This is a genomic window from Draconibacterium orientale (assembly GCF_900111425.1).
Taxonomy (GTDB): Bacteria; Bacteroidota; Bacteroidia; order Bacteroidales; family Prolixibacteraceae; genus Draconibacterium; species Draconibacterium orientale.
In genome coordinates this window covers 1-17,305 of record NZ_FOHT01000018.1, presented here as the reverse complement: position 1 = coordinate 17,305, position 17,305 = coordinate 1, and the positions used below count along the sequence as shown (strand labels likewise).

At 39.7% G+C, this 17,305-nt stretch carries 17 protein-coding genes; 6 read left to right on the top strand and 11 right to left on the bottom strand.

Annotated elements, in window-relative coordinates:
* Positions 1 to 56: 56 nt before the first annotated feature.
* From BMW53_RS10975 to mnmC2, 6 genes are all read right to left on the bottom strand, one after another.
* Entirely contained in the window at positions 57 to 2,276 is a 2,220-nt protein-coding gene (locus BMW53_RS10975; protein ID WP_038558622.1) for a RelA/SpoT family protein, read from the bottom strand.
* Positions 2,277 to 2,294: 18 nt separating this feature from the next.
* On the bottom strand, positions 2,295 to 2,780 hold the full coding sequence (locus tag BMW53_RS10970) for a D-glycero-alpha-D-manno-heptose-1,7-bisphosphate 7-phosphatase (protein WP_038564683.1): 486 nt from the start codon (positions 2,778 to 2,780) through the stop codon (positions 2,295 to 2,297).
* Positions 2,781 to 2,890: 110 nt separating this feature from the next.
* Positions 2,891 to 3,343 carry an NUDIX domain-containing protein gene (locus BMW53_RS10965; RefSeq protein WP_038558624.1) on the bottom strand — a complete coding sequence of 151 codons (453 nt, stop codon included), beginning with the start codon at positions 3,341 to 3,343 and terminating at the stop codon, positions 2,891 to 2,893.
* Position 3,344: 1 nt separating this feature from the next.
* Positions 3,345 to 4,247: a tRNA (adenosine(37)-N6)-dimethylallyltransferase MiaA gene (miaA, locus tag BMW53_RS10960; RefSeq protein WP_038558626.1), complete on the bottom strand. Its 903-nt coding sequence runs from the start codon at positions 4,245 to 4,247 to the stop codon at positions 3,345 to 3,347.
* A gap of 104 nt (positions 4,248 to 4,351) precedes the next feature.
* On the bottom strand, positions 4,352 to 4,867 hold the full coding sequence (locus tag BMW53_RS10955; RefSeq protein WP_051567838.1) for an IS1096 element passenger TnpR family protein: 516 nt from the start codon (positions 4,865 to 4,867) through the stop codon (positions 4,352 to 4,354).
* 363 nt (positions 4,868 to 5,230) lie between these two features.
* Positions 5,231 to 5,896: a tRNA (5-methylaminomethyl-2-thiouridine)(34)-methyltransferase MnmC2 gene (gene mnmC2, locus BMW53_RS10950; protein ID WP_038558628.1), complete on the bottom strand. Its 666-nt coding sequence runs from the start codon at positions 5,894 to 5,896 to the stop codon at positions 5,231 to 5,233.
* Positions 5,897 to 6,014: 118 nt separating this feature from the next.
* Here mnmC2 and BMW53_RS10945 point away from each other — a divergent pair, with 118 nt between their 5' ends.
* Positions 6,015 to 6,629, top strand: a complete 615-nt coding sequence (locus tag BMW53_RS10945; protein WP_038558631.1) for an L-threonylcarbamoyladenylate synthase — start codon at positions 6,015 to 6,017, stop codon at positions 6,627 to 6,629.
* A gap of 4 nt (positions 6,630 to 6,633) precedes the next feature.
* On the opposite strand, the gene BMW53_RS10940 is transcribed toward BMW53_RS10945, so the two are convergent.
* The 5 genes from BMW53_RS10940 to ruvX form a co-directional block, all read right to left on the bottom strand.
* Positions 6,634 to 8,079 (bottom strand): TrkH family potassium uptake protein, encoded by a 1,446-nt coding sequence (locus tag BMW53_RS10940; RefSeq protein WP_038558634.1) that lies wholly within the window; start codon positions 8,077 to 8,079, stop codon positions 6,634 to 6,636.
* Between the two features lie 17 nt (positions 8,080 to 8,096).
* Positions 8,097 to 9,431, bottom strand: a complete 1,335-nt coding sequence (gene trkA / locus BMW53_RS10935; protein ID WP_038558637.1) for a Trk system potassium transporter TrkA — start codon at positions 9,429 to 9,431, stop codon at positions 8,097 to 8,099.
* Between the two features lie 287 nt (positions 9,432 to 9,718).
* Positions 9,719 to 11,731, bottom strand: coding sequence for a ComEC/Rec2 family competence protein (locus BMW53_RS10930; RefSeq protein ID WP_074780650.1), 2,013 nt, complete (start codon positions 11,729 to 11,731; stop codon positions 9,719 to 9,721).
* A gap of 53 nt (positions 11,732 to 11,784) precedes the next feature.
* Positions 11,785 to 12,339 (bottom strand): peptide deformylase, encoded by a 555-nt coding sequence (gene def / locus BMW53_RS10925; protein WP_038558640.1) that lies wholly within the window; start codon positions 12,337 to 12,339, stop codon positions 11,785 to 11,787.
* 55 nt (positions 12,340 to 12,394) lie between these two features.
* A complete protein-coding gene (gene ruvX / locus BMW53_RS10920; protein WP_038558643.1) occupies positions 12,395 to 12,820 on the bottom strand; it encodes a Holliday junction resolvase RuvX in 426 nt (141 codons plus the stop codon).
* 207 nt (positions 12,821 to 13,027) lie between these two features.
* On the opposite strand from ruvX, the gene BMW53_RS10915 reads away from it, so the two are divergent.
* The 5 genes from BMW53_RS10915 to BMW53_RS10895 all read left to right on the top strand — a co-directional run bounded on the left by BMW53_RS10915 (position 13,028) and on the right by BMW53_RS10895 (position 17,228).
* The gene (locus BMW53_RS10915; protein ID WP_038558645.1) at positions 13,028 to 14,170 is read left to right on the top strand and encodes a hypothetical protein; all 1,143 of its coding nucleotides are present in this window, start codon (positions 13,028 to 13,030) and stop codon (positions 14,168 to 14,170) included.
* A 204-nt stretch (positions 14,171 to 14,374) separates the two neighbouring features.
* Entirely contained in the window at positions 14,375 to 15,031 is a 657-nt protein-coding gene (locus BMW53_RS10910; RefSeq protein WP_038558648.1) for a hypothetical protein, read from the top strand.
* A 198-nt stretch (positions 15,032 to 15,229) separates the two neighbouring features.
* On the top strand, positions 15,230 to 15,670 hold the full coding sequence (locus tag BMW53_RS10905; RefSeq protein ID WP_139178108.1) for a hypothetical protein: 441 nt from the start codon (positions 15,230 to 15,232) through the stop codon (positions 15,668 to 15,670).
* A 120-nt stretch (positions 15,671 to 15,790) separates the two neighbouring features.
* On the top strand, positions 15,791 to 16,582 hold the full coding sequence (locus tag BMW53_RS10900) for a sensor histidine kinase (RefSeq protein ID WP_051567840.1): 792 nt from the start codon (positions 15,791 to 15,793) through the stop codon (positions 16,580 to 16,582).
* Positions 16,575 to 17,228, top strand: a complete 654-nt coding sequence (locus tag BMW53_RS10895; RefSeq protein WP_038558654.1) for a response regulator transcription factor — start codon at positions 16,575 to 16,577, stop codon at positions 17,226 to 17,228. The genes BMW53_RS10900 and BMW53_RS10895 overlap by 8 nt, the downstream gene beginning before the upstream one ends.
* Positions 17,229 to 17,305: the final 77 nt, after the last annotated feature.

The following is a 17,305-nucleotide window of genomic DNA, read 5'->3' as shown; positions in this document are numbered from 1 at the left end:
AATTTTAAATAGGCCAAAAATAGGAAAAAAAATTATTCTTTTAGAATGAATATAAATTAATCCTCAAGGTTTTCTACACGATTTACACTGTCGATACCCTTAATTGTTTTTAGTTTGCTGATTAAGTTGTCTAAATCGTTTGTATTGTGGATGTATAAAAACAGGTCGCCCATAAAAATGCCATCGTGCGTTTCGAATTTTACTGAACGCATGTTAATATTGTGTCCTTTAGAGATTAACGTTGTTACTTCGTTTACGATTCCCAGGCGGTCGAAACCTTGTAAATGTAGCCGGGTAAGGTACGACTGGCGTTTGAATTTTGTCCATTCGGCCTGAATGATTTTTTCGCCCTGGTTGGCAATAAATTTTTCCAGTTCGCGGCATTTTACCTTATGAATAATTACGTGATCGTCGGTAGAAAGGTAGCCAACAACCGGTTCGCCGGGAATTGGGTTGCAGCATTTTGCCAGCGAGAATTTAATATTGTCCTGGTTTTCGCGCAGCAGAAATGGTTTTTTCTTATCGATTTTCTGGTTTTCAGGCGTTTCTTCTTTTTCCTTGTTTTTACTGCCCGACCCAAACGTAATGTTCCAGTATTTTACCAGTTTGCTTTCCGATTTTTTGCCGATAATATCCTTCACATCATCCAGTTCAAGAAATCCCATCCCAACTTCGGAATACAATTGTTCCTTGTTGTTAAGGTTATAGTGCGCTGTTAATTTTTTCAGGTTATTTGAAGTAAACGGTGCGTTTATTTTTTTAAAAAGTTCTTCAATAATTTCTTTTCCCCGGTCAGTATGTTTGTTTTTTTCGAGCCTGAACACATTTTTTATTTTACCTCTGGCTTTGGGCGATGCCGAAAATTTCAGCCACTCCAGTTTTGGCGACTGGTTCTCTGAGGTCAGAATCTCAATTTGGTCGCCATTCTCAAGTATGTGGCTGATAGGAACCAGCTTGGTATTTATTTTGGCACCAATACATTTATTGCCTAGTTCGGTGTGTATTTCGTAGGCAAAATCGATAACTGTCGATCCCAGCGGCAACGAAAACATATCGCCTTTTGGAGTAAAAACATTTATCTCTGATGAGAACAGGTTAAGCTTAAAATCATCCAGGAATTCGAAGGCATCAGAATCGGAACTTTGCAACAATTCGCGTATCCGTTCAATCCACGGATCCAGTTCGTTTTCAAAGTTGCGAATGTCTTTATAACGATAATGTGCAGCAAAGCCATGTTCGGCCACGTCGTCCATTCTGTCAGTTCTTATCTGAATTTCAACCCAATGCCCCTGAGGCCCCATTACGGTAACATGTAACGATTCGTATCCGTTGGCTTTTGGCATGGTGATCCAGTCGCGAATCCGATCGGGTTTTGGTTTGTAAATGTCGGTAACTATCGAGAGGACATCAAAACACTGCCGTTTTTCCGATATTCCTTTTTTCGAATTGATAATGATGCGGATGGCTAAAATGTCGTAAACCTCATTAAAAGCTACTGCTTTTTTCTGCATTTTTTGCCAGATGGAATAGCTTGTTTTTAGCCGGTGTTCTACCTTACAATCAATTCCTTCTTCCTTCAGTTTATCGATAATCGGACTGGTGAATTCGTTTACCAGGTAATTCCTTTTTTCCTCCTGGTTGTGCAGCAGGTATTGAATTTGTTCGTATTCTTCCGGATGTTTGTGTTTAAAACTGAGGTCTTCCAGGTCGCTTTTTATGGCGTGTAACCCCAGGCGGTGCGCCAGTGGCACATACAGGAAAAGTGTTTCGCCGGCAATTTTTATTTTTTTGTGCGCCGGCATCGAATCCAACGTGCGCATATTGTGCAAACGATCGGCAATTTTTATCAAAATAACCCTTACGTCGTCCGAAAGGGTCATCAGCATTTTTTTCAGGGTAAGTGCATGTTTGGCATCAAAGTCGCCCGATAGTTTGGTTAAGCCGTCAACAATGCGCGATACGCGTGTTCCAAACATATTTTCAATGTCGGACAAACGGTAATCGGTGTCTTCAACAACATCGTGTAATAAGGCCGCAACAATGGAGGTGGCCCCCAATCCCAAATCAACCGCAACAATGCGGGCAACTGCAATGGGATGAATAATAAATGGTTCGCCCGATTTGCGTTTTATGCCATGGTGCGCTGCATTCGAGAACCTGAATGCTTTCTCGATACGTGCCAGCCGCCCTTCATCAAACTTATTTTTAATGACTTTTAGAAAATCCTGGTAGCGGTCTTCAATATGCCTTATTTCTGCTTTTGTAAAATGTTGCACTTTGCCTTTATCTGATCCTTAATCTATATCTGTCTGTAATAAGTCTTGAATATATAAATTCTTTCCTATCCCTGCTTTTTCTCCGGCTAAAATATCTCTTTTTTTGTCTCCTATCAACACTGAGTTAACAGGATCGATATTAAATTCCTGAATGGCCTGCAAAATCATTCCCGGTTCGGGTTTTCTGCAGTTGCATTTTCCTGTTATTTCAGGATGATGAGGGCAGTGATAAACTTTTGTTATTTCTATCCCTTGTTTCAGAAACTGCCGGATCATCCAATTGTTTAAACGAAAAAAATCGGTTTCGGTATAATATTTTCGTGCAATACCTGATTGGTTGGTAATTACGAATAAGAGAAAACCCTTGTTTTGGTAGGTTTTTATGAGTTCGAAAATGCCCGGAGTAAATTCAAAGTCTTCAATGCGGAAAACGTAGTTTTTTTCAAGGTTAATGGTTCCGTCGCGGTCGAGAAAAAGCGCCTTATTTTTATTTGTAGTTGTCATCTCCGAATAAATTTTGCTTCTCTTTTCTTTCAGTTGATGTACTCCACGAGCCATGTAATTTTTCTGACTTCGTTGTGAAGAGCTAAGGCTGCTAAATTTGCAGTAACATGTTACTTGTTAAAAGTCGTTTTCAGTTTATTCAGAACAAATTTATCAATTGGAAAAGTAATAGCATCGTCTTTCAGGTCTTTTAATTTCTCCCAGCGAAAGCTTTGTGTTTCGCCGGCATCAATTTCAAAGTCAAATGCTTTCTCCGAGATTTTGAATTTCAACGGCTGTTTCAGCTCTGCGAGGTAGTAAATGCTTATTAATTGAGCATTGTCGAAAAACAATGCCTTTTGATAAATGTCGGTGGTGTAAAAATGCCTGATATTCTCAATTTCCTGTCCGTTACATTCTTCTTTAAACTCTCGTTTCAGGCCATCAATCAATCCTTCTCCAAATTCCAGCCCGCCACCGGGAAACTTGGTCATTTTGGTGTTCAACACAAATTCGTCGGAAAGCAAAATTTCTTTCTTTTCGTTGATAACCAGTCCGTAAACGCGGATGATAAATTGGCCCATGTTACTTGATTTGTGTGTCGATCCACTCGATTATTTCTTGGGTGTTGGTTGGTTCAAACCATTTTACGTTTTCATCGCGGCGAAACCAGGTAATTTGTTTACGCGCATAACGCCGCGAGTTTCGTTTGATTAACTCAATGGCTTTTTCGCGCGAAATTTCACCGTTAAAATAGGCGAACAGTTCCTGGTAACCCACGGTATTTAGCGAATTCAAATGTTTTTTGTGATACACGCTCCGGGCTTCTGTTTCCAGACCGGCTTCCATCATTTTATCTACCCTTAAATTTATGCGGTTGTGCAACACCTGCCGATCGCAGTTAAACGCGATTTTTATGATTTGGAAAGGGCGTTTCTTAGGTGTGTCAGAACGGAATGATGAGTACGGTTTTCCGGTTTGAATACTAATCTCCAATGCGTGAATAATTCGGTTGGGATTTTTCAGATCGACCTTTTTATAGTATTCCGGATCGAGGGTTTTTAACTGCAGCCGTAAGCTTTCCAAGCCTTCTTCTTCCAGCTGCTTTTTTAATGCAGCACGAACTTCGGGATCGGCATCGGGCATACTATCAATGCCTTTACAAATCGCGTCGATGTATAACATTGAGCCGCCCACCAGCAATAGAACATCCCTTTGCTGAAAAAGCTTATCGATCAGTTCCAGCGCCTCCGTTTCGTAACGGCTGGCGTTGTAATTCTCTTCAACCGAATGGCTTTGAATAAAATGATGCGGAATGGCCGCCAGCTCTTCTGTCGATGGAACAGCGGTTCCGATGTTGAGTTCTTTAAAAATTTGCCGGGAGTCGGCCGAGACGATTTCTGCGTTAAAATGTCGGGCAACCTTAATACTCACCTCGGTTTTCCCAATTCCGGTTGGGCCGGTAATTACAACAAGCGTTTTTGGCATTAATACATGATTTTTGGCAAATTAATGACAAAAAAAAGACTGTTCAAAATTTTGAACAGCCCTGGAATTTTTTTAAACATGGATTAAACAGTCGTCTTTCGTGATCAGAAATCGTCCATTTCGCCAAAGATTTCAGTGTAATCATCAAGCTCTCCAAAATCCATATAAACTTCTTCTTCCTGGCTTACACCAGTTTCAAGTTCAAATTTTTCTTCTCCTAAAACCTGAACGGGGGAATCGCCTTGTTTTAAAGCGACTAATGGTTCATTAAGATTTTTTTCCATAATTATTCCAGTTAGTTCTATAAAAAAAGACCTGTCGTTCAAAAAATCGAATGTATAAATGAGGTGTTGCCCCTTATCTTGCAGCAAGTCGCCTAATTTTGTTTTTTGCATGATGTAAAATGCTGCACCATTTATACCTAAGTCTAACATTGAAATCTCAACCAGCTTTCTCCAGGTTTTATTGGACACGAAGAAAGATGCCAGTTGGTGTGACTCAAAACCAACACTTTTCTGTATAATACTATGAAAATCGAAAAATGAATGTTTCTCATCCAGAGCAACTTCCAATCGGAAGTTTTGGGCCTCTTGTGAAACAATTTGAAATTGATAAATCATAAATTTCACGTTGAATGAAGTTCAAATTTTACAGGAATTTTTACAAAATCCAAGAATTCAAATGCAGAAAGAATTGAAAATATCTATCAAAAAGGTACTTTTCTGATGCATTGTTATTTTTTTATAAAAAGTAAAAAGGTTGGTATAAAAGCCTTTTCGGGACATTTTTCTACAAAAAATTGTGAAAAATACAGAAAGGAAATCGGTGAAATTAAAAAATGTTAAAAAAGTTTAAGTCAGGAAAAATCGAACATTCGTGTTCGTTGTTCGGCTTATCAAATATTATTTCCAACAATGTTTTAAGTTGCTGTTCGTCAGTATTTAGTGTGGGCATTTTTTCTTGGTTATTGCGCGTTTTTAGCCTTATGGCCGTGTTGCCCGAAGCATTTGTCTTTTTCCCGGAGGACCGGGAAGCAGCTCCGAAGTATAGCCCGATCGTTCCATTCGGCGGCGTATTTCGCCTTTGGCGCTATAAGTAACAAGGTTTGCACCTGGGTTACAACTGCGAAAAAGTTTTCTGAAAATTTCCTCGTTCCACATCTCGGGTTGTTTGTCGGGGCCAAATGCATCAAAGTAAATTACATCAACACTTGGAATCGTATCAAAAGAAAATTGGGTGAGATCTGTTTTTAGTTTTAACAAATCGAAATATGGCGAAATTTGTGTTTTAAGGTTCCATTCACAAGTGTGCAGCGCAGCAAATAGCTCTTCGGCATGCTTCGAAATCAAACTTCCATAATTAAGCCCTTCTATTTCGGTTTGTTCAATCGGGTATTTTTCTAAGGAAATATATGTGGTTTTGCGTTTTTCATTTTCTGCTTCAATGGCCGTTAACAAGGCATTTAATCCTGTTCCAAAACCAATTTCCAGAACCACCGGCTTAGGCGATTGATTGTGGCGGTAACCTTTGTCGATATACACATATTCCGATTCGGTTAAGGCACCATTTACGGAATGATACTGTTCATTCATCCCGGGAATAAACAGCGTTTTTGATCCGTCTTCTGTTGTTACAATTTTTCTTTGCATGGCCTGCGAATTTCCTTAAAATCCTATGTTGTACAATAAGTATTCAGCTAAAAAGCTGTAAAAGGACACCTTTTATAATTGAAAAAACTAATTTTATCGGTCAAAAATAGGAAAAACTATGTTGGTGCGCTTATATAATGAAAATCCAAATCCCCGCGAAGTAAGAAAAGTTGTAGATGTTTTGCGTGATGGGGGAGTAATTGTTTATCCAACCGACACGGTTTATGGAATTGGTTGCGATATAACCAATCAAAAAGCAGTTGAAAAGGTGGCCCGTTATAAAGGTATTCAGGTGGAGAAGAACAATTTTTCGTTTATCTGCAGCGATTTCAGCCACTTGTCGGATTACACCAAGCCCATTCCCAATCATATCTTTAAACTCATTCGCAAAAATTTACCCGGTCCGTTTACCTTTATTTTAAATGCCAATAATAATGTGCCAAGGTATTTTAAAGGGAAAAAGAAAACGGTAGGAATTCGTATTCCCGATAATAATATTGTTCGTGAGATCGTAAGTGAGCTAGGAAATCCAATCCTCTCATCGTCGGTGCACGATGAAGACGAGATTTTGGAATATACCACAGATCCGGAGTTGATTCATGAAAAATTCGCAGAACTGGCTGATATTGTCATCGATGGTGGTTTTGGCGAACTAATTCCGTCAACAATAGTTGATTGCACATCAGACGAGCCAATTTTGGTGCGCCAGGGAAAAGGTGAATTGGAATATTAACCGACTAACCTTTCCAGAACGATGGCGAGAAGAGCACCAGAACAGTAAACAGTTCCAGACGGCCAAGCAGCATCAGAAATGATAAAAACCATTTTCCGATTGGTTTAATGTGATAGAAGTTTTCAGCCGGCCCAACTGTTCCTAAACCCGGTCCGATATTTCCCAAACAGGTGGCAACAGCTCCCATCGACGATTCCATGTCGGGTTCTATCAGCGTAAAAATAACGGTGCTGATGGCAAAAATTACAAAGTAAATGATAAAGAAAGCCAGCACATTGGTAACGATTTTGGCATCCACCGAGTGTTTGTTAAAACGAACCGGAATAACAGCATTGGGATGCACCAAGCGTTTAAGTTCGTAATAGCCGTTTTTAAGCAACACAACAATTCGCATAATTTTTATGCCCCCACCGGTTGATCCGGCAGAACCTCCAAAAAAGAAAAGCAAAAAGATGAGCATTGTTAACACCGGCGGCCAGGTGAGGTAATCGGCCGTAGCGTATCCTGTGGTTGTAATTATGGTAATTACCTGGAATAATGAATCGCGAAATGCTTTTTCAACGCCAAACTCGGTAGAAATTAGAAGGCCGATGAAAATAAGGGCCGTAAATCCGAGCGTAAAAAAGCTGTAATATTTAAATTCTTCGTCTTTAAATGCTACCGAAAACTTTCCTTTGATAGCAAAATAGGAGAGTGTAAAATTTGTTCCGGCCAAAAACATAAAAACAATAATAACATACTGAATAAATGGCGATGGCCAGTGCGCAATACTTGCCTGTTTGGTTGAAAAACCGCCGGTAGCCATGGTGGTAAACGAGTGGCAAATAGAGTCGAAAAAGGTCATTCCTCCAACCCACAACAGCAACGTTTCAGCCACTGTAAATGTAAGGTAAATTACCCAAAGTGTTTTTGCAGTTTGTTTAATTCTCGGGCTGATTTTATCGGGGGTTGGCCCCGGTACTTCAGCCATAAACAACTGCATACCACCGATTCCAAACACCGGTAAAATTGCCAGCGATAAAACGATGATTCCCATACCGCCGAGCCACTGGGTAATGCTTCGCCAAAATAAAATACCGTGAGGAAGTGCCTCAATGTCGTTTAAAATTGATGAACCTGTGGTAGTAAACCCCGACATGGTTTCGAAAAACGCATCGGTAAAACCGGGAATGGAACCACTTATAACATAAGGCAGACTACCAAAAAAGGAGAACACAATCCAGACCATCGATACGATGATGAATCCTTCGCGTTTGCCAATATCTTTTTTTGCCTTCGAAGTGGCGGCAACAATCAGTCCGCCAATAACCAGGTTTATTCCGCCCGAAATTAAGAACGCACTAATGTCGGATTCCCCATAAATCAGAGCAACCAGAAGGGCGATGCCCATAGCAATTCCCTCGACAAATAATAAAAAACCAAGTACTCTGAATATGATTTTAAGGTTCATGTTCTGGTAGTTTGCGCTTACTTAAAGAATTTTTCGAGCTTTTTAATTCCTGAAGGTAGGGTGAATACAACAACTTTGTCGCCTTCCTGAATTTGGGTATAGCCGTGAGCAATGTAGCCCATGTTGCCACGAATAACACCTCCGATTTTTGCTTCATCGGGGAAGTCAAGGTCTTTTATGGGTTTTTGTGTGATTTTGGCTCCCGGCTTGGCAATAAATTCAAAAACTTCGGCGTCGGAGGCGGTTAAACATTTAACTTTCGATATTTCGGCATTTAGCGTAAACCGGTAGATGTAACCTGCAGCAATCAGTTTTTTATTAAAAATACTACCGATATCCATATTGTCTGCCAGGTTCATGTAGGCCAGGTTTTCCACCTCGGCAACTGTTCGGCGAACGCCAAAAGTTTTTGCCAGGTGACAGCCTAATATATTGGTTTCTGAATTTCCGGTGGTTGCCACAAAGGCATCCATTTTTTCAATTCCTTCTTCGCGCAGTAAATTCAGGTTTCGTCCGTCGCCGTTAATTACCAGCACATTTTCGTATTTGTCGGCAATTTTTTCGCATCTTTTGCGGTCGCCTTCAATTACTTTTATGCGGTAATTTTCGCCCAGCTTTTCAATGGCTTTTTGGGCAATACGGCTACCTCCCAAAAACATGATGTTTTTAACCTCGAAAAGTGTTTTTCCGGTTAATTCGTAAACATTGTTTTGCTCGGCCGGAGTGGTAACAAAAAATACGATGTCGCCGTTTTTTATAAAATCACTACCATTCGGAATGATCGTTTCATTGTCGCGGTTAATGGCCACCACCAACAAATGTTGATTTTCCTGCGATAACTCTTCAAATGTTTTATTCAGAACCGGTGCATTTTCGCGCACTTTAATTCCCATCATAATCAGTTTTCCGCCTGAAAACTCGATTAACTGACGGGTTGCCGTTTGTTTTACCGAGGCAATAATTTCTTTTGCGGCCAGACTTTCGGGGTAGATTAATTCGTTAATCCCAAGGTTGTTCAGTTTTGAGCGGTATCTTTCCTGAAGGTATTCGGAGTTGTTTATTCGGGCAATGGTGCGGTTAACACCAAGGTACGATGCCATTGAACAGGCCAAAACGTTCCGTTCTTCAAAGGGGGTAACAGCAATAAACAAATCGGATTTTGCCAGGTCTGTGCTTTTTAAATCCTGAAATGAATGAGCTGATCCCGCAATCGTCATCAGATCTACTTCACTACTGATATTTGCGAGTTTTTCCGGAGAATCATCCAGTAAGGTAATGTCGTGGTTTTCATTGGTTAACATTCTCGCCAAATGTGTTCCAACTTCGCCGGCACCTGCTATAACAACTTTCATTTCATTAGTATTGTTAATTCACAAAAGTATTTGATGAACCGTGCTTGTTCGCTTTTATTCTGTAGGCATAGTTTTTACCTGCTCGTTTCATCTGTCTGTATTATTCAATGAAGCAAAATAATGCATTCTGTTTTTAAACTCCGCGGAAAACGCTTTATAATTTTTCGCTTCCAACATTAAATTAACATTCTAAATTACAAAATGCACTGTGTAATTTATTGTAATTTACCAAATTATTTTTCAACCGAAAAAGGGGAATGAGTAAGGCATTTTTACGAAATGTAAATTTACCAGGTGCTTACAAATGCTCCCTGTGCGGAAAGAATGTGATGTTTGGTTTTGGATTTGGAGTTTTTTCGGTAAGGATAGTAGTTTATAACACAACAATTCTCAGAAATAGTTTCAGGGGGATCAGCCGCTTTTGTACTTATGATTATATCGGGCAAAAGGTTTTTTGTTGAAAGCTTACTTGTTTGTTTCAGCAGAACTTTTTTCCCTTCGAATACAGCCAGCCCTTTGTGGAGAAAAAGCAAATTATCGTTGAATGATGAATCGGAAGTCAGGTAAGTGGTATGTGTTAATCGTTTCTGTCGTTTTATATTTTGCACCGAACTATAATTGTAATCGTCAGCCGAAAGTGTGTCTGCAGAAATCACATACATTTTATTCCCTTTTATAAAACAAGTTACCGGTTCCTGCGAGTTTAGCACAATTATTTCGTTTCGGTTGATTTGTTTGTACCCTGAAAACAAAATAAATGCAGCCAGCAGAACGGTGAACGAAAGTGCCGATTTTAGGAAAACAGCTCGTTGCGAATTAAGAAAAAGGAAGATGGAAAACAGCACGGCCAAAACGAAAAGAAGTTCGGGTAAGTGAAGTACAACATCGGGTGTTGAATGAGGCAATAACTCGATGGAGGAGAGGAGAACATATACTATTTTTATAATCCATTTTACCAGGAAAGCTATTGATGTAGCCAACAACGGTACTTTTGAAAAGGCCAATAATCCCAGCCCGAGGGGAATAAGTATCATGGCGGCAGGAATTACAACAATGTTGCTCAGTAAAAAGTAGGTGGGGAACTGATTAAAATAATAAGCCGAAAGCGGGAAAGTGGCTATTTGAGCTGCAATTGAAACGCATATTAAATTCCAGAAGAACAAACCGATCTTGTTTTTCACCCTCCATAATCCGGCAATTCGGGGTTGCAGATAAACAATACCAAAAACAGCCATGTACGAGAGTTGAAATCCTACTTCGAAAAGGTTGTTGGGATTAACCAATAAAAGAAGAAAAGCCGAAGCCGCAAGCGAATTGTAAATATTTGCCCTGCGGTTGATGTTTCCGGCAATGATAATGAGGCTGAACATTGTACATGCCCGTAAAACCGATGGTGACAGACCGGTAATAAAAGCATAACACCACAATAAACTTATTGAAAGCACCACATAAATAAACCGGCCAATTCTTCTTTTTTGCAGAAATCCAAAACAGAACGAAAAAGCAAAGAAAAGTATGCCAACATGTAATCCGGAAACGGCCAACACATGCATGGCTCCGGCTGCAGAAAATACGCGTTTTGTTTCGCGGTCGAGTTCGCGTTTATAACCGAGAGTGAGTGCTGAAAGAATTTCAGTTTCCTGTGCCCCGATATGCTGTTCGCGGTATATTCTCAGCAGTTTGTCGCGAATGGTTTCGGCCCATAAAAGTGAAGTGTTATTGCGATACCCGGTTAAACTCCAGTTTCCGGTTTTTAAATACACCTGCCGGAGAATATGTTTCTTTTCGAGGTAACTTTTGTAGTCGAATTCGTGAGGATTGCCACGGTTTTCAATTGGTTCAGGTGCTTGCTCAAAAATAATCTGACTTCCCGGTTTTATTTCATCAATGGCTTCACTCTTTTCAAAATATACCAGTACTTTTTCTCGTGTGCCAATTAGGGTATCTTCTGTTTTTACCGAATGTATAAGAAGCAGGCTTTTGTAGGAATTGGTTTTTTCCTGCGGAGTTTCCAGTACAGTGGCTGCCATTAATCCTTTGGGGGTGGTTGGAGGTAAATGGTTGTATTGCTGGTAGGTGATGGCACCGAATAGTGCGAGCAGAATAAATGTAAATCCTCCAAAAAGTGGAGAAAGATAAAAGTTGTAACGCCTGTGGAGGAGAACTAAAAAGATGCAGATAGCAATAGCCAAATAAATTAGCAACGTGCTGGTTGCCATGTGTATTGACGCAAGCAGAATGCCCGACGCAAAACCGGCTGCAATTCGTAAAAAGGGTATATTTTTAAATGTATTTTCCAAAACCTACGCTTGAAGGAATAGCCTTTAAACGTAGGTTTTGAAAAATGGTTACATTATCTCGGAACTTTTATGCGGTAGTGTGGGCGAACTTTACCTTTTGAAATGGCAATAAGTTTACTTTTTAATAAACGTTTGCGCAATGGCGATAAATAATCGACAAATAAAATGCCCTCTAAATGATCATACTCGTGTTGGATAACGCGTCCTGCAAATCCTTTGTAGGTTTCGGTGTGTTCTTCAAAGTTCTCGTCGAGGTATTTAATGGTCACCTCGTCGGGGCGATCTACATCCTCTCTTATTTCGGGCAAACTCAAACATCCTTCGTTCATTGTCCATTCGTCGCCTTTGGTTTCAATAATCTGTGGGTTGATAAAAACCTTTTTAAAACCTTCCAGTTCCGGCTCTTCGTCGGCACCCGATGATGCATCGATTACAAACAGGCGAATCGACAAGCCAACCTGCGGTGCTGCCAAACCAACGCCATCAGAGTAATACATGGTTTCCCACATATTTTCAATTATCTCATCCAACTTTGGATGATCTTTTTCAATTGTTTGGGCTTTCTTGCGTAATAAAGGGTCTCCGTAAACTGTAACCGGGTATTTCATTTCTTTCTATTTTAATTTCAATAACAACTCTTTTAACCTTTTGAAAAATTGGTTTTTAACGTGTTGAGTTGCGTTTTTGTTCTAAGTAATTTTGTAAAATAATAGTTGCACTAATGGCATCAACCAGTGCTTTGTCTTGTCGCTTTTGTTTTTTCAGGCCTCCGTCAATCATCGTTTGAAACGCCATTTTCGACGTAAAACGTTCGTCGTAAATCTCCAGATTCATCTCCGGGTATATCTGCTGAAACTTTTTCAAAAACGGATTGACAAATCTAACAGACTCCGAGGCCTGGTTGTTCATTTGTTTGGGATATCCCACAACCACCGTTTCCACCTCTTCTTTTTCGAAATAATCTTTCAAAAAATCCCAAATGGTGTGTGTTGGAACTGTTGTTAAGCGGCTGGCAATAATCTGCCCCGGATCGGTAACTGCCAATCCTGTTCGCTTTTTTCCGTAATCTATTGCTAATATCCGGGCCATACCTTTAATTAAATCGCCGCAAAAGTAGAGAGAATTGCTTAGAAAAAAAAGTGCATAAATGCCTGTTCTCTAGTAGGTGTAACTTTTCTCACACGCAACTGTGGCTTTTTTGGCACACGCTTTGCATTAACAAAGGCAGATATCGATTTTTATTTTGGCGCCAACAGAGCATAGCAAACAAATTGTTGAATTTTAAAGTCTAGTGTCATGAAAGCAACAACATTAAAATTGTTTGCCACGATAATTACTCTGGCGGCAATTACATTACTAACAACAGTTCCGGCCCAGGCCCAGCGCAGGGGAGGAGAACGGGGAACAGAAAAAAGGGAAGCTCCGAAAAGAAGTAGCAGAAGTGAGGTTAAAACCAAAAGTGCCTCAAAAAACTATCGACAGTCAGCTCCAACACGGTCGGATAAAAGCGTTCGGTCATCGAGTAAAACAACTACCAACCGAAACAGTGCAACGGTTCGTTCGAGCAATAATAAATACAATGATTCTCGTTCGGCAAATCGCAATGTTCAGCGAAAAAGTAGTTCTGACAACAACTATAAATCGCAAAAAAGTACTGCCAGGTCTTCAGATAATGTTTACAGACAAAGTCAACCCCAAAGGACAGATCAGGCCCGAAGCAGAGAGGCGAACAGACAGCCATCGCGGGTTTATACAAATACAAAAAATTCGAGTCCGGCAGTTGCAAACGGAAGAGGAACAAGTCGGAAGTCAGTTTCCGAAGCACGCAAATATTATAATGTAGATAGAAATGATAAACGCTTTACACCGACTAACAGTTACCGGGGAAGCAGCCGGCAGTGGAGTAGCAGAAACCGCCCGAAAACAATGAACTACAACCACCGCGACAGAAAGTATTATTCAAACTATAATTATTATAAAAATAATCACTGGGATCGCCGTTGGGAGCACTACCGTTGGAACCACAACAGCTGGCGCGACTATTACGGCGGGTACCATCCATACTCTTACCGTTATCACAAATATTATTACTACAATAATCATTACGGGCATGTAATTCGCAAGTTTGTTTACCGTCCAACTGTGTTTGTGCACAACCATAATCGCTACTGTTGCTACGACGGACACTTCTTCCGTTATCATGCAGGAATCGGTTACGTGTTGGTTAACCTGCCATTCGGATTTTCATTCGAACGTTTACCATACGGCTACGAGCAGGTTCATATAAACGGTTACCTGTATTTCAGGGTTGGAAATTTATTCTTCGAGTCGTCGGCCTTAGGTTTTAGCCTGGTGCACTATCCCGACAGGTATTACGCTTATAACGACGATTATTACAACCAGGGATATGTTGATGATTACTATTACGAGCCCTATTAACAGGAATTGGATATAAAATTACGAAGCAGGCTAGACCTTGGATTTATACTGTTTCTAACAGCACTGCCCGTCAGCATTTATTTGGCGGGCAGTTTTTGTGTTTAAAAAATCAGATTTTGTGGTGTCTGTTTTTGAGAATATGTTATTGAACTTGTTTTTATGTCAAACATTTTGTCTATTTTTAGTTGTCCAAATACAATAAATATGGAAAACAAATTGAAACGAGATCAACTTCCGGCTAAAAAAGCAAAAAACTGGAAAAAGAGTTTTAAAGAAGAAGCCGATAAAACCTTCAACCTAAAACTTACACCTATTGTTCTTCAGAAGGAAACCTATAAATCGTTAATAGGAGAGAATGAAAACCGGGTGCGTGTTTATCTGGGGCTCGATAATAAAAAAGAAGATGGCAAATATGTGTTATGCGCCTACGCGGTATCCTCTTTTCTTTTGGGTAGCGGCGATGTGTATGCCGATTATGAAACGCCTGTTTATAAACTCGGAAAGAAAAATGAGGATTTCTCAGATAATACGGGAGAGGTAATTGAAAGTATCCGTTTGTATCGTAAGTGGAGAGCCGGAGAAATTGATTCGGACGCAGATGGAGCTGCATTCCGTCAATATATTTACCCGAATGCCTATTTGCTCACTAAATTTGAATTGCATGAGTTGTTTAATGCTCAAAATCATAAAGAAATTGTTTTAGAGTTTGGCGTTGCAAAAACAATGAATATAATGTTGAGCGCTGCATCTTTGTCAACCGAAGAATCGACAGAACAGGACAAGGCTGTTGAACCGGAATATTACGACGAAGCACAATTATGTCCTCCGTTTTGTGACGAACGAAGCATATACAATTCCTAAACTTTGAGCTTAACAGATTTTCTTTGGGTTTCAATTTTGTTCCCCTTTACCACTGGGTTATTTTATTTTAAACGATTCGATACTTCTATTAAGCTGTTCTATCTGTATGTTCTTTATGGTACAGTAAACGAAGTTGTAACTTTTGTTCTCAGGCATTTGGGGTTGAATAATACGATGCCGTTTATTCATTTGTATCAAATGGTTACTTTTCCGATTCTTGTACTTTTTTATTCAAATCTAATTTTCAAAAAAGCAGTAAGCCGGTTCTCAATCGTTTTAATTTCGATATTCGAATTCTATAACTTTATTAACCTAACATTTATTCAAAGCATATACGAATACCCTGACATTACGCGTACCATCGCAACTTTTGTGGTTATTGTTTTATGCATCTGGTATTTTTACAGGGTGATGGTTGAAGCAAAAATCATGTCGCTGTGGGATGAGGCAACTATTTGGATTAACGGAGCACTACTCGTCTATTATTCAGGCAATTTGTTTTTTACCGTTTTGTTTAATGTTATTTTGGAGTATTCGCGCGAATTTTCAAAAATAACTGTCATTTCTTTTTCAGTTATCCTGGCATTGTTTTATGCACTTGTAACCGTTGGGTTTTGGAAAGCCGGCAGGAGTCGGTAAGGTTCGGGGGGAGAATATTTTAGGTTCTGCAGTTGCCGTTCCTTCAATATCGATTATCGTTTAAATTTTACAGAAAGTTCAATTTTGTTAATTATTTTAGCAATGTCTAAAAAGTGAATTGTGGAGGGAACAGGGAATTCCGAAATATTATTGGTGTATTTAATTGGTACCATTGGGATGCTGTTATTGGCAGGTGGCCTGTTTTTTTTCTTTATAGCATATCAAAAAAGATTGTTGCAGAAACAGCTGGAGTTGAATCGTGTGGTTCAAAATCAGCAGGAAGAAATTATAAAAAACACGATTCAGTCGCAGGAGAATGAACGCAAACGTATAGCGCGCGATTTGCACGATGAGGTTGGTGCAATGCTTTCGGTGGTGAAACTTACTGTTGGGAGAATTGAGAAAAAAGCAGAAGGAGGCAAAGCAAAAGAGCTGGCTACCGAAACCAAAACCTATCTTGATGATGTAATTCTTCAGGTACGGCGTATTTCACGGTCGTTATTACCTCCGTCGTTGGAAAAACTGGGATTGTATTTTGCGCTTGAAGAGCTGGCAAATTGGGTGAATAAATCGGACCAATTGGCCATTGAATGTTGGAAAAGCGGAGAGCAATTTCGTTTTGATAGTAAACAGGAACTGGCCGTTTTTCGTATTGTGCAGGAATTGGTTAATAATGCCATTAAACACGCCGAGGCATCACACATTTTAATAGATATTCGATTTGCCAAACAGCTTGTTGCTGTTGTTGTTGCCGACGATGGAAAGGGATTTTCGCCGGAGGAAAAAATGCAAACGGGGCTTGGTTTACGAAACCTTGAAAGCCGGTCGGAAATGGCAAATGCTAAATTTAAAATGAAATCATCGCCGGGAAAAGGCACCCGGGCAATTATAGCTTTGCAAATTAATGAGTGAGCAAAAAATAGATATTGTTGTTACCGACGACCATAAACTTTTTAGGAAAGGCATGGTTGGCCTGTTGGATGATTTTGATATTGTTGACAATATTTATGAGGCCGGTAACGGAATCGAATTATTGGAACTGCTGGGGAAGCTGGATAAAAAACCTGAGCTGATATTGCTCGATATTAATATGCCCGAAATGGATGGTGTTGAAGTAACCAAACATTTACGAAAAGATTATCCCGGAATTCGGATATTAATACTTAGTATGGAAGAAGCTCCTTTGTTGGTGGCGCACCTGGTTAGCGAAGGAGTAAACGGTTATTTATTAAAAAATGCCGAGCCTGATGAATTGGAATTAGCCATAAAAAAGGTAATAAAAAACGACTTTTATTTTTCGGGTAGTTTGTCGGGGGCGGTCTTTCAGGGTTTAAAGAAGAATACTACCAAAGATTCAGGATTGCAGTTTAATCTTACAAAACGTGAAAGCCAGGTTTTAAAGTTGATTTGCGAAGAGTTAACGGCAACTGAGATTGGAGAAAAACTGGGCCTGAGTGCACGTACCATCGAAGGGCACAAGTATAACCTGCTCGAAAAAACAAACACAAAGAATATTGCAGGTCTTGTAATCTTCGCCATTGAAGTTGTCAAAAGTTAACTGTTGAAAAGAAAGAATGATATTTCAATATTGAGACACAATATTTTATATCATTCTTTCAAAAAATCGTGTTGAGT